Here is a 20,036-nt window from a genome sequence, read left to right as displayed (position 1 = left end):
AAAAGAGATGGGGAAAATAGCATTTGTTTTTCCGGGGCAGGGATCCCAGACGGTTGGCATGGGGCAGTCGGTTGCCGGTGCAAATGAAAAAGCGGCGGCTGTTTTTCAAAAAGCAGATGAAAAGCTTGGGATGGACTTATCCGGGCTCATTCAAAACGGCCCGCTGGACAAACTGACCCGTACCGAAAATGCCCAGCCGGCCCTTTTAACGGTAAGCACTGCGATTTTACAGGTGCTTCAGGAAGCGGGCATCCATGCAGATTTCACAGCCGGGCACAGCCTTGGCGAATATTCGGCGCTTGTGGCAGCTGGCGCTTTGTCTTTTGAAGATGCCGTATATGCGGTACGCAAACGTGGCGAATATATGGATGAAGCATTCCCGAACGGTGCCGGGGCAATGTCCGCCGTGCTCGGGCTTGACCGCGGCGTGCTAGAGGAAGTTGCAGATGAAGTGAGCCGTGAAGGGGAAACGGTCCAGCTCGCGAATTTGAACTGTCCCGGCCAGATAGTCATTTCCGGGACAGCTGCCGGAATTGAGAAAGCGGGCGCCCTTGCCAAGGAAAGAGGGGCGAAACGCGTCCTCCCGCTTCAGGTAAGCGGGCCTTTCCACTCCAAATTGATGGAGCCGGCAGCGGAAAAATATAAGGCGGTTCTTGACGAAATTGCTATCCGGGATGCGGCGGTTCCTGTGATCGCCAATGTTGATGCCGAAGTGGAAACGGGCGCTCAGGACATCAAAGCAAATTGTATCCGCCAGCTCTATTCCCCTGTTTTATGGGAAGATTCTGTCAAAAAAATGATCAGCCTCGGCGTTGATACCTTTATTGAAGTCGGGCCGGGCAAAGTGCTTTCCGGATTAATCCGGAAAATTGACCGCAGCGTAAAAACATATGCCGTCCAGGATATGGAAACCCTGGAAGCTGCGGTTGGCGCGCTGCAAAAATAATGGAGGAGGAGACCGAATGCTTTTAAAAGACAAAGTTGCGCTTGTGACCGGTGCGTCCCGCGGCATCGGCCACGAAATCGCGCTTGCGTTTGCCGCTTCCGGCGCGCATGTTGTGGTCAACTATGCAGGGAATGCTGAAAAAGCGGAAGAAGTGGTAAACGCCGTCCGTTCTTATGGTGTGGAAGCCTTTTCCATCCGGGCTGATGTTTCGAATGAATCGGAAGTGCAGGAAATGTTCAGACAGGTGCTGGAAAAATTCGGCAAACTTGATATATTGGTGAATAACGCCGGCATCACCCGTGATAACCTTTTGATGAGGATGAAAGAAGCAGAATGGGATGCAGTCATCGATACCAATTTAAAAGGGGTCTTCCTGTGCACAAAAGCGGCGGCGCGGCCGATGATGAAGCAGCGGAGCGGCAAAATCATTAATATTGCCTCGGTTGTCGGTATCAGCGGCAACCCCGGTCAGGCCAATTATACCGCTGCCAAAGCCGGCGTCATTGGGCTTACAAAAACGGCGGCGCGTGAGCTGGCAAGCCGCGGTATTACTGTAAACGCCATTGCCCCGGGCATGATTGAAACGGATATGACCGATAAGCTGACGGAAGACATCAAAGAAGGCATGCTGGGCCAAATCCCACTTTCCCGTTTCGGCAAGCCGGAAGATGTAGCAAAGACTGCCCTGTTTTTGGCAAGCAGCAGTTCCGACTACATTACCGGGCAAACGATCCACGTCGATGGCGGAATGGTCATGTAACGGTCGCGGCAAAGCTTGTTTTTAAGTTTCGCTTTATTAATTATAAAAAATCCTCTATAATACCTTGAGGGGAGGTGAACCGCATGGCAGACGTATTAGAGCGTGTGACAAAGATCATCGTTGACCGCCTTGGTGTCGAAGAATCCAAAGTTACACTGGAAGCGAAATTCAAAGAAGATCTTGGCGCTGATTCCCTTGATGTAGTGGAATTGGTGATGGAATTGGAAGATGAATTCGGAATGGAAATTTCTGACGAGGATGCTGAGAAAATTGTAACAGTGGGTGACGCTGTAAATTACATACAAAATCAGCAGTAATCGTCTTCATGTAAAATGTCCCGCCCCATAAAGCGGGACATTTTTCTCTAATCCGGCGTCAATCGTCTCCTGCCTGAGGATGGTAAATGGGCAAAAAAGCGCGATCCCTTTTTGCCTATTTACGACCGCCCGGGTCCTGGGAGATGCCTTTGCGTTCAGCAGTATTTTTCTATATATTTAAGTTAAGTTGAAACTATATCAAGATATCGGGTGGATGAACGATGGGTAAAAAAATAAAATCAGATGAAGAACATGTAGTAAACAAATTCGGCAACCTGCAGGAACAACTCGGGATCCATTTTCAAGACGTAAACCTGCTGAAACAGGCTTTTACGCATTCCTCCTATGTGAACGAGCATCCGGAAAAGCGCAGGCACGACAATGAAAGGCTTGAATTTTTAGGCGACGCCGTCCTGGAACTGACCGTTTCCCATTATTTATTTAATCGGTTCCCGTCGATGAACGAAGGGGAAATGACGAAATTGCGGGCGTCCGTCGTCTGTGAGCCGTCGCTTGTCATTTTTGCCAATGAGCTGCATTTCGGCGAGTATATCCTGCTCGGTAAAGGCGAGGAAATGACCGGCGGCAGAACGCGCCCGGCTCTTTTAGCCGATGTGTTTGAAGCGTTTATCGGCGCGCTTTATTTGGACAAGGGGTTAAAGGCTGTTGTTTCCCTTCTTGAAAAAGTTGTATTCCCGAAAATAGACGAGGGGCTCTTCAGCAGCACGGCGGATTATAAAAGCAAGTTGCAGGAGTACGTCCAAAAAAGAACATCCGGTGTGTTGGAATACACGATTCTCGATGAACGCGGCCCTGCGCATGACAAGGAGTTCATCTCCAGCGTGTCGCTAAACAATAAAGCGCTCGGGACAGGAAAAGGCCGCTCCAAAAAAGAAGCGGAACAGCAGGCTGCGCAAACGGCTTTATCCAATTTGCAGAAAGAAGAAAAAAAGAAGCCGTAAAGAATGGAGGGGGAACGGATTGTTTCTGAAACGTCTCGATGTGATCGGATTTAAGTCATTTGCGGACCGGATTTCCTTTGAATTTGTTCCGGGCGTGACAGCGGTTGTCGGCCCGAACGGCAGCGGCAAAAGCAATGTGATCGACGCCGTCCGCTGGGTGCTCGGTGAACAATCAGCGAAAAGCCTGCGCGGTGGAAAGATGGAAGATGTTATTTTTGCCGGCAGCGATACAAGAAAACCACTGAATTTTGCAGAAGTGACGTTAACGCTTGAAAACGAAGGCCGCGCCCTTCCAATTGATTACCAGGAAGTGAGCGTGACAAGGCGGGTGTACCGTTCAGGGGAAAGCGAGTTTTATATCAATAAACAGCAATGCCGGTTGAAGGATATTGTGGAATTGTTTATGGATTCCGGCCTTGGCAAAGAAGCTTTTTCCATTATCAGCCAGGGGAAAGTGGAAGAAATTTTAAACAGCAAAGCGGAAGAACGCCGCAGCATTTTTGAAGAGGCAGCCGGCGTTTTAAAATATAAGACGCGCAAGAAAAAGGCGGAAGTGAAGCTTGCCGAAACGCAGGATAACTTAAACCGTGTTAGCGACATTCTGTATGAACTGGAAAGCCAGCTTGAGCCGTTGAAAATGCAGGCATCGGTCGCAAAAGATTATCTGGAACAAAAGGAAGCATTGAAAAATTATGAAATTGCCGTTTTGGCGTATGAAATAGAATCATTGCATGGCGAGTGGGAATCGCTTAAATCGCAGCTTGAAGCACACCGGGATAAAGAAGCGGGGCTCTCTTCCGAAATCCGCAAACAGGAAGCACAGCTGGAAGAAAAGCGCAATCAGCTGGACGCGCTCGATGAATCGATTCAAGACTTGCAGAATGTGCTGCTTCAAGCGACAGAAGAGCTGGAAAAACTCGAAGGGCAAAAAGAAGTGCTGAAGGAACGCAAAAAGAACGCCAGCGAGAACAAAGCCCAGCTTGAGAAAAATATAAATGAAGCGGAGAACGCTTTAAAAGAACTGGAAGCCCAAAAGGAAAAGCTTTTGCAAACGGCGGCGGAAAATGAACAAGCCTTATCGTCCCTGAAAGAAAGCGTGAAAGAGAAGGAAGCGGGCCTTTTCCGCCTCAGCACGAATCTGGAGGGAAAAATTGAGTCTTTAAAAAGCGACTATATTGAACTGCTGAATGAGCAGGCAAGCGGAAAAAATGAAAAGCGCCTGCTTATGCAGCAGCTGCAAACGTCGTTAAACCGCCTCAGCCGGCTTGAAGCCGACAACCGGAAATATGTCGAAGAACGGGAAAAAGTGCGGGAAAAGAAAAAAATGGCGACCGGCCGCCTTGCAAAAATCAAACAGGAGCTGGAAGCGGCAGCCGGTGCCTATATGGAAAAGCAAAGGCAGCTGGAATCCGTAAACAGTCGGTATCAAAAACAGGAGTCCAATCTGTATCAGGCATACCAATATTTGCAAAAAGCGAAATCACGGAAAGAAACGCTTGAAGAGATGGAAGAAGATTATACCGGCTTTTACCAAGGCGTGCGTGCAATTTTGAAAGCCCGCGGCAAACAGCTGGAAGGCATTGAAGGTGCTGTGGCTGAACTGGTCCGGGTGCCCGCGCCTTACGAAAAAGCGGTTGAAACAGCACTGGGTGCTTCGATGCAGCATATTGTGACAGAAACGGAACGGCATGCGCGGCACGCCATTGCATTTTTAAAAGAACGAAAGGCCGGGCGGGCGACTTTTTTGCCGCTCGATATTATTAAGCCGCGGGCCATTCCGGAAGCAAGCCTCAAACCGCTCCGCAATGAAGAGGCGTACGTCGGCGTGTGCGCGGAGCTTGTCCGCTTTGAAAGCCGCTACCAGTCCATTGTGTCCAATCTGCTCGGCCATGTCCTTGTAGTCCGTGATTTAAAAAGTGCAAACAAAATCGCCAAAATGCTCGGCTACCGCTACCGCATCGTGACGCTTGACGGGGATGTTGTTAATCCGGGCGGCTCGATGACAGGCGGGGCTTCGAAACAAAACAGTGTGTCACTCCTTTCGAGAAAAAGCGAACTGGAAGCATTAAAAGAAAAGCTTGCCGGCATGGAAAAAACAACGATGGCGCTTGAAACGGAAGTCAAAGCATTGAAAGCCGAAGCTTCCCGCATGCAACAGGAGCTGGATGAAGCGAGGAAAAACGGCGAAGCGCTGAGACTTGGAGAACAGCAGGCGAAAGCGGAACTGGAACGGCTTGCGGTTGAGGAAAAAAATCTGGATGAGCACCTGCTCGTCTACGATATGGAAAAACAAGAGGCGGAAAAGCAGCAGGATGAAGCCCGTAAACGGATCGGCGAACTGGAAGATATGCTGGCGCGTACCGGCGAAAAAGCGCAGCAACTGGAAGCGGAAATTGAAGCCCTGACCGTAAAGAAAAACGATGATTCGACGGCAAAAAGCAGGCTCCAGGGCGAACTGAGCGATTTAAAATCGACGCTTGCCGTAAAGATGGAACAGGCGGCGCGCGACCGCGAAGAGCTTGCGCGGCTCGACCGTGAAATAAAGGAGTGGGCGTCACGTAAAGCGCGTTACGATGAGCAGTACCACTTTCTTACGGACGAATCGAAGAAGCATCACATGTCGGAAAGCGAACTGGCAGAAGCGGCCGAACAAAAAGCGCGTGACAAAAACGATACGCTCGCCTTTATCGCCGTGCGCAGGGAAGAACGGGCCCGGCTGACAGCAGAGATGGAAGACCTGGAACGCGGCCTGAAGGAATGGAAACGGCAGCAAAAAGGGCTCCAGCAGGCCATTCAGGATGAAGAAGTCAAAGCAAACCGGCTGGATGTGGAACTTGAGAACCGGCTTCAAAGGCTCCGCGAAGAATACACGCTCACCTTTGAAGCCGCGAAAGAAGCCCGCCCGCTCAATGTTTCCCTGGAGGAAGCACGCAAAAAAGTGAAGCTGATCAAACTGTCGATTGATGAGCTTGGCGCCGTCAATCTCGGCGCGATCGAAGAATATGAGCGTGTATCGGAACGTTACCAGTTTTTAAAAGAACAGGAGACCGACCTGCTTGAAGCAAAAGACACCCTTGACCAGGTGATTACGGAAATGGACGGCGAAATGGTCCGCCGGTTCGATGAGACGTTTAACGCCATCCGGAACGAATTCGAACCGGTTTTCCGCGAGCTTTTTGGCGGTGGGAGAGCGGATTTGCGGCTGACGGATCCGAAAGATTTGCTTACGACAGGCGTGGAAATTTTCGCGCAGCCGCCGGGGAAAAAACTGCAAAATCTCGGGCTGCTTTCAGGCGGCGAAAGAGCGCTGACCGCGATCGCGCTTTTGTTTGCGATTTTGCGTGTGCGCCCGGTGCCGTTTTGCATTCTCGATGAAGTGGAAGCTGCGCTGGATGAAGCCAATGTATACCGGTTTAGCAAATATTTGAAACAATTCAGTGCGGAAACCCAGTTTATTGTCATCACCCACCGGAAAGGAACGATGGAGGAAGCGGACGTCCTCTACGGGGTTACGATGCAGGAATCCGGCGTATCGAAGCTTGTGTCGGTCAAACTGGAAGAATCAACCGACCTCGCTTTTCAAACGTCTTAAACAGGCGAATCAGCGCCGTGTTTAAAAAGAAGCGCCCGTGCCACAAGCGGGCCGGCAGGGATAAAAATCAGGCCGGCGATTTTTACGACTGCTCGTGCGGCTTTTATGCCGCACAAGCTGATACGCAAATTCAGGAAAGCCAAAGGAAGTGGACAAATGAGCTTTTTTAAAACATTAAAAGACAAATTCACCCGGCAAGCCGATACGGTAACCGATAAATTTAAAACCGGGCTTGCAAAAACGCGCGATAATTTCTCGAACAAAGTCAACAATCTTGTCGCGCGTTACCGGAAAATCGATGAAGACTTTTTCGAAGAACTGGAAGAAATTTTAATTCAGGCGGATGTCGGCTTCCAGACCGTGATGGAACTAATCGATGAATTAAAAATGGAAGTGAAACGGAAAAACATTAAAGACCCTTCTGAAGTCCAGTCCGTGATTTCCGAAAAACTGGTTGACATTTATTCGGCCGGCGAAGATGCCCCGAACCGGCTTAACATCCAGGACGGCGCCTTGACCGTTATTTTGTTTGTCGGCGTAAATGGCGTCGGCAAAACGACTACGATCGGTAAGCTCGCCCATATGCTGAAGCAGCAGGGGAAAAAAGTGATCATGGCAGCCGGCGATACATTCCGCGCCGGCGCGATTGAACAGCTTGAAGTCTGGGGAGAGAGGGTCGGCGTGGAAGTGATCAAACATTCGGAAGGATCCGATCCAGCCGCTGTCATGTTTGACGCCGTCCAGGCAGCGAAAGCAAGAAATGCAGATGTGCTGCTTTGTGATACGGCGGGCCGCCTGCAAAACAAGGTCAATTTGATGAAGGAACTGGAAAAAGTAAAGCGTGTCATCGAACGGGAAATCCCGGGCGCCCCGCATGAAGTGCTGCTCGTTTTGGATGCCACCACCGGGCAAAATGCGATGGTGCAGGCTAAGACGTTTAAAGAAGCAACAGACGTAACCGGGATTGTGCTGACAAAATTGGATGGCACGGCAAAAGGCGGGATTGTGCTCGCGATCCGGAACGAACTCCATATTCCCGTCAAATTCGTCGGCCTCGGCGAGAAAATGGATGACCTTCAGCCGTTTGATGCGGAAAAATATGTGTACGGGTTGTTTTCCGATCTGATCGATGAAGTGCCGGAAGAACAAGCCTGACCGTATGTGGGCCGTACTGCGAATCAGAAGGCCGCGGTATTAAAGCCCGCCGGGAGCGCTTCAAATCGGTTGTGGGGAAACGAACTTGTTTTCATTGACAAAAAACAGGAATCTTTGTATTCTGTGTTTATGTAAAGCATTTTCACTTAACAGGGGGAAGAAGCCATGCTGGAGAAAACAACGCGAATGAATGATTTGTACGATTTTTACCAATCGTTGTTGACTCCGAAGCAGCGCAGCTATATGTCCCTCTATTATCTCGACGACTTATCGCTTGGCGAAATCGCCGAACAATACGGTGTGAGTCGTCAAGCGGTTTACGATAATATCAAACGCACCGAACAAACGCTTGAAGACTATGAAAAAAAGCTTGGTTTATTGGAAAAATTTCAAGCGCGCACACGCATTTTCCGGTCGATGCGCAATCTTTTGGCGCATGATGCCAATCCGGAACTGTTGCGGCTTGTCGATGCGCTCGAAAAATTGGAATAGGGGGCGGAAAAATGGCATTTGAAGGACTCGCAGAACGCCTGCAGGGCACGATGCAGAAAATCCGCGGAAAAGGCAAGGTCACGGAAAGCGACGTCAAAGAAATGATGCGGGAAGTCCGTCTTGCCCTTCTGGAAGCTGACGTCAATTTCAAAGTGGTAAAAGATTTTGTAAAAAAAGTGAGCGAACGTGCGGTTGGCCAGGATGTGCTGAAAAGCCTGACGCCCGGGCAGCAGGTCATCAAAATTGTCCAGGAAGAGCTGACCAACCTTATGGGCGGATCACAGAGCAAGATTGCCGTTGCAAAGCGCCCGCCAACCGTCATCATGATGGTTGGCCTGCAGGGTGCCGGGAAAACGACGACATCCGGGAAACTGGCCAACCTGTTGCGAAAAAAATACAACCGGACCCCGCTGCTCGTTGCGGCCGATATTTACCGCCCCGCTGCAATCAAGCAGCTGGAAACGCTCGGCAAACAACTCGGCATGCCGGTGTTTTCGCTTGGCGACAAAATCAGCCCGGTGGAAATTGCCAGGCAAGCGATTGAAAAAGCAAAAGAAGAACATCACGATACCGTCATCATCGATACGGCCGGCCGCCTCCATATTGACAGCGAGCTGATGAATGAACTGAAGGAAATCAAGGAACTTGCGCATCCGGATGAAATTTTTCTTGTCGTCGATGCGATGACAGGCCAGGATGCCGTAAATGTCGCACAAAGTTTTAATGACCAGCTCGGCATCACTGGCGTCATCCTGACGAAGCTTGACGGCGACACGCGCGGCGGGGCGGCTTTATCGATCCGGGCCGTAACCGAAAAGCCGATTAAATTTGCCGGGATGGGCGAGAAAATGGATGCGCTCGAACCGTTTCACCCGGAAAGGATGGCCTCCCGTATTCTCGGCATGGGCGATATTCTGTCGCTGATTGAAAAAGCACAGGAAACTGTCGACGAAGAAAAAGCGCGCGCGCTCGAAAAGAAAATGCGGGACCAGTCATTTACGCTCGATGATTTCCTTGAACAGCTCGGCCAGGTCCGGAAAATGGGGCCGCTCGGCGACATTTTGAAAATGATCCCGGGGGCCAACCGGATGAAAGGGATGGATAATCTGCAAATTGATGAGAAACAAATTGCGCATGTTGAAGCGATTATCCAGTCGATGACAAAGCAGGAAAAAATCCGCCCGGACATCATCAATGCAAGCCGGAAAAAACGGATTGCGAAAGGTTCCGGCCGCCCGGTACAGGAAGTCAACCGGCTTTTGAAACAGTTTGAAGAAATGAAGAAAATGATGAAACAACTGCAGGGCATGAATCAAAAAGGCCGGAAAAAAGGCTTTAAATTCCCTTTTATGTAAAAAACGAGGGTGTTAAGAGAAAAGACTTTACACCATCATGATTTTCTGATATGATACAGTCTTGTGAGAAACTTTTTTGGAGGTGTATGATTAAAATGGCAGTAAAAATCCGCTTGAAACGCATGGGTGCAAAAAAATCCCCGTTTTACCGCATTGTTGTGGCAGATTCCCGTTCACCGCGTGATGGACGTTTTATTGAAACAGTAGGAACTTACAATCCTGTTGCAGATCCTGCAGAAGTAAAAATCAACGAGGAAGCCGCGCTCCAATGGCTGAAAAACGGCGCCCAACCGTCTGATACGGTACGTAACTTGTTTTCAAAACAAGGTATTATGGAAAAATACCATAACGAAAAACACGGCAAATAATCATGGACCAACAGATGGATGATTTAATCCTTTCGATCGTCAGGCCGATTGTCAGCCATCCGAATGAAGTGCGGGTAGAACGGGATGAACAAGAATCCGGAACGCTCTACCGCCTGATTGTCCATCCGGATGATGCCGGCATGGTCATTGGTAAAAAGGGGCGTACCGCAAAGGCCATCCGTACGGTCGTTTATGCGGCGGCCGGCGTGCACGGACATAAAAAAATCCGTCTTGAAATTGCCGAATAATGGACAACGATGGATAGAACACCAGTGAAAGGGAGGGGCACACCTCCCTTTTTTATACATCTTTCGGGCTTTCCCCCTCATCTTAACCGACATCCGCTTTTTCCGGCTGCATTTTTTGGGTTTTTTATTGAATGGCGCGAAAAGGAGGGCAGGGCATTTTGAAAATCCTTCAAAAAGTGACGGTCAAGCAAATCCTGACCGAAAAGAGCAAAGGAATGCTTTTGGATACATACCGGCAAAAGAAACAACAACTTCAAAAAGAGTGTGAGCAGCTCCGGTTTGAAACAAAAAAACTGGAAAAGCAAAAAAAGTTTTCGGGAACCAATTTAAAAATGCATTTTGAAAAAGAAATTGAAAGCCGGCAGGAGAAAATCAAACTGGTGGAGTTCCAAATTGAACAACTGCTTTTGCTTCCGATCGGGACAGAATTAAAAGAAAAAGAAATTCACGCCATTGTTGACGTCCGGGAAGGCGACGATTGGAATGCGGTGACAAAAGAGAAATCGATTATTATAAAAGATGGCATCATCCATGAAATTCGCGAGAGGTGAGCATATGACACAATGGTTTAATGTCGGCAAAATCGTCAATACACACGGCATCCGCGGAGAAGTGCGGGTGATTTCCAAAACGGATTTCAAAGCGGAGCGCTATAAACCGGGCAATACGCTTTACTTGTTTCTTCCCGGCCGCGATGAGCCGCTTGCTGTTACGATTGAATCGCACCGGGTGCATAAGCAGTTTGATTTGCTGAAGTTTGAGGGCTTTGATTCGATTGAGGAAGCCGAGAAATGGAAAGGCGGCATGTTGAAAGTTTCCGAAGAACAGCTGGATGAGCTTGGCGAAAATGAGTTTTATTTTCATGAAATCATCGGCTGTGAAGTCGTGACAACCGCAGGCGAGAAAGTCGGGACGGTAAAAGAGATTTTAACGCCCGGGGCAAATGACGTCTGGGTGGTGAAAACAGCGCAGCAGAAAGAAGCGCTGATCCCGTATATTGAAGACGTCGTCAAAAAAGTCGACAAAAAAGAAAAAAGAATTGTGATTGAACCGATGGAAGGGCTTTTGCCATGAAAATAGATATATTGACGCTGTTCCCGGAAATGTTTGAAGGCGTTCTCGGATCCTCCATTTTAAAAAAAGCAGAAGAAAAAGGGATCGTCCATTATCATCTGGTCAATTTCCGTGAATACAGCGACAACAAGCATAAAACCGTCGATGACTACCCGTACGGCGGCGGGGCGGGCATGGTGTTAAAGCCCCAGCCGGTGTTCGATGCTATCGAAGACCGGCTTGAGGGAAGCGAAAAAAAGCCGCGCATCATTTTGCTCTGCCCCCAGGGGGAAACGTATACGCAACAAAAAGCGGAAGCGTTTGCGGAAGAAGAACATCTGATCTTTATTTGCGGCCATTACGAAGGGTATGATGAACGGATCCGGACGCTTGTAACCGATGAAATCTCAATCGGAGACTATGTGTTAACGGGCGGCGAGCTGGGCGCAATGGTCATGATCGACAGCATCGTCCGCCTGCTTCCCGGTGTTTTGGGCAATGAAACCTCGCCTGTTACTGATTCTTTTTCGACCGGGCTGCTGGAACATCCGCATTATACGCGGCCGGCGGATTTTCGCGGAATGAAGGTGCCGGACGTGTTATTATCCGGAAATCACCGGCTGATTGAAGAATGGCGCGAAAAAGAGTCGCTGTACCGCACCTATACGAGAAGGCCGGATCTTTTACGCGGATATCCGCTATCTGAAAAGCAAAAAGCGTGGCTGAAAGAATGGGAAGAAAAACGCGGGTAGCTGTTGCAATCAGCATGCGTTTATGCTAAGATTGCTTTTGTGGTTTGCTTGAAAACAAGGCAGACCGCCGTAAAACGATGTTCCGCTGCAAATACGATGGAAGATTTGCAAGAGCATTTGTTGGAAGGAGTTGAATACGATGCACAATATTATTGACGAAATTACAAAAGATCAACTTCGCACTGATCTGCCTGCTTTCCGCCCGGGGGATACGGTCCGCGTCCATGTAAAAGTTATCGAAGGTTCACGCGAACGTATCCAGGTTTTTGAAGGTGTGGTCATTAAACGCCGCGGCGGCGGGATCAGCGAAACGTTTACAGTCCGGAAAGTTTCTTACGGTGTCGGCGTTGAGCGTACATTCCCGCTCCATACACCAAAAATTGCGAAGCTTGAAGTCGTGCGTCGCGGTAAAGTTCGCCGTGCGAAACTTTACTACCTGCGTAATCTGCGCGGTAAAGCTGCCCGTATTAAAGAAATTCGCTAATTTGCTGCAACGGCTGTTCGAAAAGGGGCTATCATGGCCCCTTTTCTTCATACTTATACATAAATAACCCGGGTGTCTCTGAGGTTTTCAATCGGCAACCAATCCTGTTATAATGCAAAATATCAGGGAATATACGCTTATGGATACATGGAATGAGGCGGTGTAAATAAATGGCAAAACAGAAAAAACCAAAAAATGAACTGTTCGAATGGGTGAAAGCGCTGCTGATTGCTGTGGCACTGGCCGGCATTTTGCGCTACTTTTTCTTCGCCCCGATCGTGGTCGACGGCTCTTCCATGATGCCGACTTTGAAAAACGGCGACCGGATGATTGTGAATAAAATCGGGAGCCCGAAACGGTTCGACATCATCGTTTTCCACGCCCCGGAAGGCAAAGATTATATCAAAAGGGTCATCGGGCTGCCGGGCGACCGGATCGAGTATAAAAATGACATCCTGTATATTAACGGGAAAGCGTATAAAGAGCCTTATCTCGATAAATATAAAAAAGCCGTAGCCGACGGACCGCTTACGGAAGATTTTACCTTAAAAGACTATATCGGGCGCGACACGGTGCCAAAAGGGCAGATTTTTGTGATGGGCGATAACCGCCGGTACAGCAAAGACAGCCGCCAGATCGGGACGATTCCGCTCAGCAAGGTGGTCGGGGAGACAAACTTTGTATACTGGCCGGTGAAAGATGCCCATATGATCAATAAATAAGCGCCCGTTCGTTGCGCATTTTACGGAAAAAAGTAACCGTTATGGAGTTGACGCATGATGGCAATACAATGGTTTCCGGGCCATATGGCGAAGGCAAGGAGAGAAGTGACCGAAAAATTAAAACTGGTCGATATTGTTTTTGAATTGCTTGATGCAAGGATCCCGGTTTCCTCCGCCAATCCGATGCTGGATGAACTGATTCAGCAAAAGCCGCGGATCAAATTGCTGAACAAGGCCGATATGGCAGATCCGGCCGCTACAGCCCGCTGGCTTGAAAAATTGTCCGGCGGCAATACGCATGTCCTTGCCATTGACGCGCAAAGCGGAAAAGGGCTCGACAAAATGGTGAAACTGGCTGAACAGATTTTGGAGCCAAAATGGGAGAGGATGCGGGCAAAAGGCATCCGGCCGCGTGCGATCCGGGCCATGATTGTCGGAATTCCGAACGTCGGTAAATCGACGCTCATTAACCGGCTTGCCGGGAAAAATATCGCCAAAACCGGCAATACGCCGGGCGTGACAAAAGCGCAGGCATGGATAAAAGTCGGGAAAACGATGGAGCTCCTCGATACGCCTGGGATCCTTTGGCCGAAATTCGAAGACAAAGAAACCGGTTATAAGCTCGCTTTAACCGGTGCGATTAAAGACACGATCCTCAACCTGCAGGACGTTTCCGTATTTGGCCTGCGTTTTCTTGAAAAACATTATCCCGGCACATTAAAAGCCCGGTACAAGCTTGAGGATATCCCGGATATTGTCCCCCTTTTTGACCATATCGGTCGCCTGCGCGGCTGCTTGCGGGCGGGAGGGGAAATCGATTACGACAAAACGGCTGAAGTGATTATCCGTGATATCCGCGGCATGAAACTGGGGCCTCTGACATTTGATTTGTAATAAGCGCTCTCCGTAAGGGAGTGCTTATTTTTCGGGGAGGGGAAACATTGAAAATCAGTGAAATTGAAGCGCGTCTTCAGGAAATCACAAACCCGTCCGATCCGTTTATCCAGGCGCTAGGCCGGGACGAACGGAAAGGCGCACAAAAAGCGCTGGAAAAATGGATGAGAAAATTACAAAAAGAGCGTGAACAGCTTGAAAAATTCCGGGAGATGGGACGGTTTGAAGACGCCCTGCGCAGCCACGGCTGCCGCCTGATCGCCGGAATTGACGAGGCAGGCAGGGGGCCGCTTGCCGGGCCAGTTGTAGCCGCTGCCGTCATTCTTCCAGAAGATTTTTACCTGCCCGGCCTGAACGATTCCAAACAGCTTTCCGAAAAACAGCGGGAGGCCTTTTTTGCGCGGATCCAGGAAGAAACCCTTGTCGGCGTCGGCTTTGCCAGCGCAGAAGAAATTGACAGGATGAATATTTACGAGGCGGCCAAAAAGGCGATGCTTGCGGCTTTGGGCCATTTGCCTGCTGCTCCTGACCATTTGCTGATCGATGCGATGGAAATTCCCGCTTCGTACCCGCAAACTTCGATTGTAAAAGGGGATGCGAAAAGCATTTCAATTGCCGCGGCATCTGTAGTTGCAAAAGTAACGAGAGACCGGTATATGCAGGAAATGGATGAAAAATATCCCGGTTACGGTTTCGCCATACATAAGGGGTACGGGACGAAAAAACATCTGGAAGCGCTCATGAAGCTTGGCCCGTGCCCGATCCATCGAAAATCGTTTGCGCCGATTAAAGACAGACCGGCAATCCGCCGATAAATAAGCAAGAAGAAAGAAACAGGGCGGGGGAATAGCATGCAAATTTTTTTAGGCAAACAGCCATTTTCTATTGATGCCGGCTCAAATATCCGCACGTTTGCATTTCAAACGGGGCAGATTTTTTCCGGTGCCATCCAAAAACTGTTTCCAAATGACACCGCACTTGTCCAGGCAGGCGGGCGTACATTTGCCGCGAAACTCGAAGTGCCGCTTGAAGCCGGAAAAAACTACTGGTTTCAAACGGTTTTGGCCGACGGTGAAGTGCAGTTGAAAATGCTTTCGGAAGCCGATGCAAACGGCATGGCCGGGAAAGCTTTGCTCCCGCAAATGCAACTGCCGCCAGGAAAAACGTTCCAGTCCCTTGTTTCGTACTTGGCTGAACAGGAAATTCCGTTTACGAAAAATGACATTGCTGCGATCGGCGCATGGCTGAAGCATGTACCGGATCTGGCAAACGGGCTGGAAACGGCTGCCTTTATGCTCCAAGAAGGCTTTCCTGTGTCAGAGGGCGTGTTCACTTCGCTCCTTGCCGCAGGTCAAAACATACCGGCGGATCAGCTTTTAAACCGGTTGCAGCAGGCGCTCAAGCAGGGGGAACAGACGCCGGAAACGAGGCAATTGCTTGCACTTATCGGGGAGCTTGGGACAGGCAGCGAGCAGGTGACAGGAGAGGCGTTACGCCGGCAAATCAAAGAGAAGATTCAAAAAATGGGACTTTTTTATGAGGCGGGGCTTTTGCATGAGGACAAAGCCGCGGACAAGGACGGGCTGCCTTTAAAAGCGCTGCTTGTTGATTTGCTGCAAAAAGGCGGGGGAACAAAAGCTGCCCGGGATGCAGCAGACGAAATCGTACAGAAACTGAACGGCCAGCAGCTGCTCGCGCTTCCCGGCGGGGTAGTGCAGCACATTTGGATGGAAATTCCGCTTTCATTCGCGCACTTTCAAACGAATGCCGTTGTACAATGGTCAGGCAGGCGGAAAAATGGCGGAAAAATAGACAGTAATTATTGTAAAATCATTTTTTACTTGAATCTTCAGTTTATGAAAGAAACATTGGTCGAGATGAATGTGCAAAACCGGATCGTTTCCATCCGCATTTCCAGTTTGAAAAAGGGTCTTCAGGAAGCCGTGAAGCCTTTTTTGCCGGCTTTAAAGGAAGGCCTTTCCAAAACCGGTTACACATTGTCTGACGTTCGGTTCGGGGAATTCCAGCCGGATGCTGTGCGTGCCACGCTCAGCCGGCCGGAGGTTTCCGGGAAAGGGGTTGATCTTAGGATATGAAGGATCCACAAAAGGACATAAAAGAAGCGGTCGCGCTCCAGTACAGCCCGGATGCGCATTCCGCCCCTGTCGTGAAGGCAAAAGGTAAAGGGGATGTGGCCAGGCGGATTATTGAAGAAGCAAAAAAAGCGAATGTTCCGATCCAGCAGGACCCGGATCTTGCCGCACTGCTCGGCCGGCTTGACATCAACGAAGCGATCCCGGAAGAACTGTATGCAGCTGTGGCCGAGGTGTTTGCCATGATTTACCGCCTCGACCAGTCGCTAAAAAACAAGGATAAAAAATGAACGAAAGCTGACCATTAAGCCTGGGCACCCATTTGCATAAAGGCTGCGGTGACAATAGGCCAACGACCAGTAAAATCACGTCCATTTTATACCGAAAAAAATATTTTTGAATAATAATAGCCATTTTAGTTCATTATGGTAGACATCTTTTCCGATGTTTATTAAAATGAAAGCGCAGTTAATTTTTTGAACAGTTTGATAGGAGGATGGAACATGAATATTCACGAGTATCAGGGCAAAGAGATCCTGAGAAAATACGGGGTCGCTGTGCCGAACGGGAAAGTGGCCTTCACCGTGGATGAAGCGGTGGAAGCAGCGAAATCGCTCGGTACACAAGTATGTGTGGTAAAAGCGCAAATTCATGCCGGCGGCCGCGGAAAAGCAGGCGGCGTCAAAGTGGCAAAAAATTTGGATGAGGTTCGTACATACGCACAGGAACTGCTTGGCAAAACGCTTGTGACGCATCAGACAGGCCCTGAAGGAAAAGAAGTGAAGCGCCTCTTGATCGAAGAAGGGTGCGACATTCAAAAAGAATACTATGTCGGCCTTGTTTTGGACCGTGCCACAAGCCGGGTTGTGCTGATGGCTTCTGAAGAAGGCGGCACGGAAATTGAAGAAGTGGCGGCGAAAACACCGGAAAAGATTTTTAAAGAAACCATTGACCCGGCAGTCGGGCTCTTGCCATTCCAGGCGCGCCGCATTGCGTTCAACATCAATATTCCTGCTAAACTTGTAAATCAGGCCGTTAAATTTATGACAGGCCTTTATCAAGTATTTGTGGAAAAAGACTGCTCGATCGCGGAAATCAATCCGCTTGTTGTAACCGGCGACGGAAAAGTAATGGCGCTCGATGCCAAATTGAATTTTGATTCGAACGGCTTGTTCCGCCAGCAGGATGTTCTGGCGTACCGCGATCTCGAAGAAGAAGATCCGAAAGAAATTGAAGCGTCGAAATACGATTTGAGCTATGTCGCCCTTGACGGCAATATCGGCTGCATGGTAAACGGCGCCGGCCTTGCGATGGCGACAATGGACATTATTAAATATTACGGCGGCGATCCGGCCAACTTCCTTGATGTCGGGGGTGGCGCAACGGAAGAAAAAGTAACGGAAGCGTTTAAAATCATTTTATCGGATGAAAAAGTCAAAGGCATTTTTGTCAACATTTTCGGCGGCATTATGAAGTGCGATGTCATTGCTTCCGGCGTCGTTGCAGCCACAAAACAAGTCGGACTCGACATCCCGCTCGTTGTCCGTCTTGAAGGGACCAATGTGGAACTTGGGAAGAAAATTTTAAACGAATCCGGGCTGAAAATTGTTGCCGCTGAATCGATGGCAGACGGCGCGCAAAAAATTGTCGAACTGGTCAGCTGACAGCAGCTGTTCATTCAGACCAAATGCGAACAAATATTCTTGAATGAAGAAGGCAGGGGAAAAAAGTGAGCATTTATGTAAATAAAGACACGAAAGTCATTGTCCAGGGGATTACCGGGAAAACGGCGCTTTTCCATACAAAACAATGCTTGGAATACGGGACGAAAATTGTCGGCGGCACAAGCCCTGGCAAAGGCGGGACTGAAGTAGAAGGCGTGCCGGTCTTTAATACGGTGAAAGAAGCCGTTGAAAAAACGGGCGCAACCGTTTCAGTTATCTATGTGCCGGCTCCGTTTGCGGCAGATGCGATTATGGAAGCGGTCGATGCAGAACTCGATCTTGTCATCTGTATTACGGAGCATATCCCGGTATTGGATATGGTCAAAGTGAAACGTTATATGGAAGGAAAGAAAACGCGCCTGATCGGGCCGAACTGCCCGGGCATCATCACGCCAGACGAATGCAAAATCGGCATTATGCCGGGTTATATTCATAAAAAAGGCCATGTCGGCGTTGTTTCCCGTTCCGGTACGCTGACTTATGAAGCCGTCCATCAGCTGACGCGCGCCGGCATCGGTCAGACAGGGGCGATCGGCATCGGCGGCGACCCTGTGAACGGCACCAATTTTATTGATGTATTAAAAGAATTTAACAATGATCCGGAAACGGAAGCGGTCATTATGATCGGTGAAATCGGCGGGACGGCGGAAGAAGAAGCCGCCAAATGGGTGCAGGCAAACATGAAGAAACCGGTTGTCGGATTTATCGGCGGTGTCACCGCGCCTCCTGGAAAACGGATGGGCCACGCCGGCGCCATCATTTCAGGCGGCAAAGGAACCGCAGCGGAAAAGATCCGCACGATGAACGAATGCGGCATCCAAGTAGCCGAAACGCCGGCTGTCATTGGGGAAACGCTCGTTCGTGTACTGAAGGAAAGAGGCCTTTACGAGAAATGTAAAAACCTTTAAGCGGCGGCACCGGCCGTCCCGGAACCCGCATTTTCCGGGACAGTCCGGTAAAACTGCCTGGATCCGGCTGCCATTTTTAAGCGTGCAGCCGGGTCCTAAATGTTTTTCTTTTTCAATGAAATACGGTTTGAAAGCGAGGCAAACAATGGAACCATTAAAAATCAAATACATTCATTTGGATCATTGCAGGGGAATTTCCCGCGTGCAAAAAATGAAAATCCTCGAATTTGATCCGCTGCTTGAAAAAATCTGCCGGATTCCCCCTGAAACACTGCGCGCCATGCTTCATATGCAAAAGGAAACATTTGAACGCTTTTATGAAGATCTTCTCCATCTTGACATCAAACCCTATTTAACCCTCTACCAGAAAAAACAGATCCGAATGACAGCCCGTTTTGAACCGGAATATCCGCCGCTTCTGAAAGAAACGTACCAGCCTCCTGCCGTACTCTATTCAATCGGAAATGTATCATTGCTGAAAAACCGTGCGCTGGCCGTTGTCGGGTCAAGAAAGGCCGGTTCCTATGCAGAAAAAGTCGCCGATCATTTGCTGCCACCCCTGATCGAAAAACAGTTTGCCATTGTCAGCGGGCTGGCGAGAGGGGCGGATTCGATTGCCCACCGTGCCGCCATGAAATACGGGGGGAAGACGATTGCGGTGCTCGGAAGTGGGTTTTTTCATATTTATCCGCGGGAAAATATACAAATGGCGGAAAAAATAAAACAGGGCCATTTACTGCTGTCGGAATATCCGCCGTTTACGCGCCCGGAAAAATGGCGTTTTCCGGAACGCAACCGGATCATCAGCGGCATTTCTGAAGGTGTGCTCGTGCTTCAGGCGGAAAAACGGAGCGGCTCCCTGATCACGGCAGATTACGCCCTCCAGGAAGGCCGGGAAGTTTTCAGCGTGCCGGGAAACGTGCTGGACAGCCTGTCGAAAGGAACAAACCATCTTATCCAGCAGGGCGCAAAATTGGTAACATGCAGCGGAGACATTTTGGAAGAACTGCTTCCGACAAGGTAAAAAATAGTTAGAGAAAATTCATAAATGGGCAGTGATTTTCCGATTTTGTGAAAAAACGCATGATTTTTGGATAAAATGGTTATAAAATAGAGAAAGAAAAGATAAAATTTTCAAAATGAAACCGCTTGCGATGTTGATTTTTCATCATTCGTGCTGTTACAATTGACAAATGCGGGCATCCATGCCC

The 20,036-nt window shown here is 49.3% G+C and carries 22 protein-coding genes; all 22 read left to right on the top strand.

Annotated elements, in window-relative coordinates:
- Positions 1-7 precede the first annotated feature (7 nt).
- The 22 genes from fabD (at position 8) to dprA (ending at position 19,849) form a co-directional block, all read left to right on the top strand.
- On the top strand, positions 8-946 hold the full coding sequence (gene fabD, locus P9687_RS13100) for an ACP S-malonyltransferase (RefSeq protein ID WP_017551506.1): 939 nt from the start codon (positions 8-10) through the stop codon (positions 944-946).
- 16 nt (positions 947-962) lie between these two features.
- A complete protein-coding gene (gene fabG, locus P9687_RS13095; protein ID WP_035189893.1) occupies positions 963-1,706 on the top strand; it encodes a 3-oxoacyl-[acyl-carrier-protein] reductase in 744 nt (247 codons plus the stop codon).
- A gap of 83 nt (positions 1,707-1,789) precedes the next feature.
- Positions 1,790-2,023, top strand: coding sequence for an acyl carrier protein (gene acpP, locus P9687_RS13090; RefSeq protein ID WP_014095485.1), 234 nt, complete (start codon positions 1,790-1,792; stop codon positions 2,021-2,023).
- 221 nt (positions 2,024-2,244) lie between these two features.
- Positions 2,245-2,985: a ribonuclease III gene (gene rnc, locus P9687_RS13085; protein ID WP_017551508.1), complete on the top strand. Its 741-nt coding sequence runs from the start codon at positions 2,245-2,247 to the stop codon at positions 2,983-2,985.
- 19 nt (positions 2,986-3,004) lie between these two features.
- A complete protein-coding gene (gene smc, locus P9687_RS13080; RefSeq protein ID WP_035188452.1) occupies positions 3,005-6,577 on the top strand; it encodes a chromosome segregation protein SMC in 3,573 nt (1,190 codons plus the stop codon).
- Between the two features lie 156 nt (positions 6,578-6,733).
- Positions 6,734-7,732 (top strand): signal recognition particle-docking protein FtsY, encoded by a 999-nt coding sequence (ftsY, locus tag P9687_RS13075; protein ID WP_017551511.1) that lies wholly within the window; start codon positions 6,734-6,736, stop codon positions 7,730-7,732.
- 165 nt (positions 7,733-7,897) lie between these two features.
- Positions 7,898-8,224, top strand: a complete 327-nt coding sequence (locus tag P9687_RS13070; RefSeq protein WP_014095481.1) for a putative DNA-binding protein — start codon at positions 7,898-7,900, stop codon at positions 8,222-8,224.
- Between the two features lie 11 nt (positions 8,225-8,235).
- The gene (gene ffh / locus P9687_RS13065) at positions 8,236-9,579 is read left to right on the top strand and encodes a signal recognition particle protein (RefSeq protein ID WP_014095480.1); all 1,344 of its coding nucleotides are present in this window, start codon (positions 8,236-8,238) and stop codon (positions 9,577-9,579) included.
- Positions 9,580-9,674: 95 nt separating this feature from the next.
- Entirely contained in the window at positions 9,675-9,947 is a 273-nt protein-coding gene (gene rpsP, locus P9687_RS13060; protein WP_014095479.1) for a 30S ribosomal protein S16, read from the top strand.
- Complete coding sequence (locus P9687_RS13055) at positions 9,947-10,195, top strand: KH domain-containing protein (protein ID WP_026104620.1); 249 nt, start codon at positions 9,947-9,949, stop codon at positions 10,193-10,195. Before rpsP ends, P9687_RS13055 begins: the two co-directional genes overlap by 1 nt.
- A gap of 158 nt (positions 10,196-10,353) precedes the next feature.
- Positions 10,354-10,746: a YlqD family protein gene (locus P9687_RS13050; RefSeq protein ID WP_014095477.1), complete on the top strand. Its 393-nt coding sequence runs from the start codon at positions 10,354-10,356 to the stop codon at positions 10,744-10,746.
- A gap of 4 nt (positions 10,747-10,750) precedes the next feature.
- Positions 10,751-11,269: a ribosome maturation factor RimM gene (rimM, locus tag P9687_RS13045; protein ID WP_017551514.1), complete on the top strand. Its 519-nt coding sequence runs from the start codon at positions 10,751-10,753 to the stop codon at positions 11,267-11,269.
- Positions 11,266-12,000: a tRNA (guanosine(37)-N1)-methyltransferase TrmD gene (trmD, locus tag P9687_RS13040; RefSeq protein ID WP_014095475.1), complete on the top strand. Its 735-nt coding sequence runs from the start codon at positions 11,266-11,268 to the stop codon at positions 11,998-12,000. The genes rimM and trmD overlap by 4 nt, the downstream gene beginning before the upstream one ends.
- Before the next feature lie 139 nt (positions 12,001-12,139).
- A complete protein-coding gene (gene rplS / locus P9687_RS13035; protein ID WP_014095474.1) occupies positions 12,140-12,484 on the top strand; it encodes a 50S ribosomal protein L19 in 345 nt (114 codons plus the stop codon).
- A 170-nt stretch (positions 12,485-12,654) separates the two neighbouring features.
- A complete protein-coding gene (gene lepB, locus P9687_RS13030) occupies positions 12,655-13,206 on the top strand; it encodes a signal peptidase I (protein ID WP_014095473.1) in 552 nt (183 codons plus the stop codon).
- A 54-nt stretch (positions 13,207-13,260) separates the two neighbouring features.
- Positions 13,261-14,100, top strand: coding sequence for a ribosome biogenesis GTPase YlqF (gene ylqF / locus P9687_RS13025; RefSeq protein ID WP_014095472.1), 840 nt, complete (start codon positions 13,261-13,263; stop codon positions 14,098-14,100).
- A 47-nt stretch (positions 14,101-14,147) separates the two neighbouring features.
- Positions 14,148-14,915: a ribonuclease HII gene (locus P9687_RS13020; protein WP_014095471.1), complete on the top strand. Its 768-nt coding sequence runs from the start codon at positions 14,148-14,150 to the stop codon at positions 14,913-14,915.
- A gap of 36 nt (positions 14,916-14,951) precedes the next feature.
- Entirely contained in the window at positions 14,952-16,196 is a 1,245-nt protein-coding gene (locus tag P9687_RS13015; protein WP_014095470.1) for a hypothetical protein, read from the top strand.
- Positions 16,193-16,483: an EscU/YscU/HrcU family type III secretion system export apparatus switch protein gene (locus tag P9687_RS13010; protein WP_014095469.1), complete on the top strand. Its 291-nt coding sequence runs from the start codon at positions 16,193-16,195 to the stop codon at positions 16,481-16,483. Before P9687_RS13015 ends, P9687_RS13010 begins: the two co-directional genes overlap by 4 nt.
- A gap of 213 nt (positions 16,484-16,696) precedes the next feature.
- A complete protein-coding gene (sucC, locus tag P9687_RS13005) occupies positions 16,697-17,857 on the top strand; it encodes an ADP-forming succinate--CoA ligase subunit beta (protein ID WP_014095468.1) in 1,161 nt (386 codons plus the stop codon).
- Positions 17,858-17,922: 65 nt separating this feature from the next.
- Positions 17,923-18,825, top strand: coding sequence for a succinate--CoA ligase subunit alpha (sucD, locus tag P9687_RS13000; RefSeq protein WP_014095467.1), 903 nt, complete (start codon positions 17,923-17,925; stop codon positions 18,823-18,825).
- A 211-nt stretch (positions 18,826-19,036) separates the two neighbouring features.
- Positions 19,037-19,849 (top strand): DNA-processing protein DprA, encoded by an 813-nt coding sequence (gene dprA, locus P9687_RS12995; protein WP_235221803.1) that lies wholly within the window; start codon positions 19,037-19,039, stop codon positions 19,847-19,849.
- Positions 19,850-20,036 lie beyond the last annotated feature (187 nt).

It is taken from the genome of Weizmannia sp. CD-2023, assembly GCF_036225245.1.
Lineage (GTDB): Bacteria > Bacillota > Bacilli > Bacillales > Bacillaceae_C > Weizmannia > Weizmannia faecalis.
Note: the sequence above shows the minus strand (reverse complement) of the source record. Positions and strands in the feature narration are given on the sequence as shown.

Bases quoted from the DNA above. Each gene is read 5' to 3' on its own strand.
- P9687_RS13015 (WP_014095470.1), top strand. From the start codon at position 14,952: ATGCAAATTTTTTTAGGCAAACAGCCATTTTCTATTGATGCCGGCTCA.
- rplS (WP_014095474.1), top strand. From the start codon at position 12,140: ATGCACAATATTATTGACGAAATTACAAAAGATCAACTTCGCACTGAT.
- acpP (WP_014095485.1), top strand. From the start codon at position 1,790: ATGGCAGACGTATTAGAGCGTGTGACAAAGATCATCGTTGACCGCCTT.
- ftsY (WP_017551511.1), top strand. From the start codon at position 6,734: ATGAGCTTTTTTAAAACATTAAAAGACAAATTCACCCGGCAAGCCGAT.
- rnc (WP_017551508.1), top strand. From the start codon at position 2,245: ATGGGTAAAAAAATAAAATCAGATGAAGAACATGTAGTAAACAAATTC.
- rimM (WP_017551514.1), top strand. From the start codon at position 10,751: ATGACACAATGGTTTAATGTCGGCAAAATCGTCAATACACACGGCATC.
- lepB (WP_014095473.1), top strand. From the start codon at position 12,655: ATGGCAAAACAGAAAAAACCAAAAAATGAACTGTTCGAATGGGTGAAA.
- dprA (WP_235221803.1), top strand. From the start codon at position 19,037: ATGAAAATCCTCGAATTTGATCCGCTGCTTGAAAAAATCTGCCGGATT.
- ffh (WP_014095480.1), top strand. From the start codon at position 8,236: ATGGCATTTGAAGGACTCGCAGAACGCCTGCAGGGCACGATGCAGAAA.
- fabG (WP_035189893.1), top strand. From the start codon at position 963: ATGCTTTTAAAAGACAAAGTTGCGCTTGTGACCGGTGCGTCCCGCGGC.
- P9687_RS13070 (WP_014095481.1), top strand. From the start codon at position 7,898: ATGCTGGAGAAAACAACGCGAATGAATGATTTGTACGATTTTTACCAA.
- P9687_RS13010 (WP_014095469.1), top strand. From the start codon at position 16,193: ATGAAGGATCCACAAAAGGACATAAAAGAAGCGGTCGCGCTCCAGTAC.
- rpsP (WP_014095479.1), top strand. From the start codon at position 9,675: ATGGCAGTAAAAATCCGCTTGAAACGCATGGGTGCAAAAAAATCCCCG.
- fabD (WP_017551506.1), top strand. From the start codon at position 8: ATGGGGAAAATAGCATTTGTTTTTCCGGGGCAGGGATCCCAGACGGTT.
- sucC (WP_014095468.1), top strand. From the start codon at position 16,697: ATGAATATTCACGAGTATCAGGGCAAAGAGATCCTGAGAAAATACGGG.
- trmD (WP_014095475.1), top strand. From the start codon at position 11,266: ATGAAAATAGATATATTGACGCTGTTCCCGGAAATGTTTGAAGGCGTT.
- ylqF (WP_014095472.1), top strand. From the start codon at position 13,261: ATGATGGCAATACAATGGTTTCCGGGCCATATGGCGAAGGCAAGGAGA.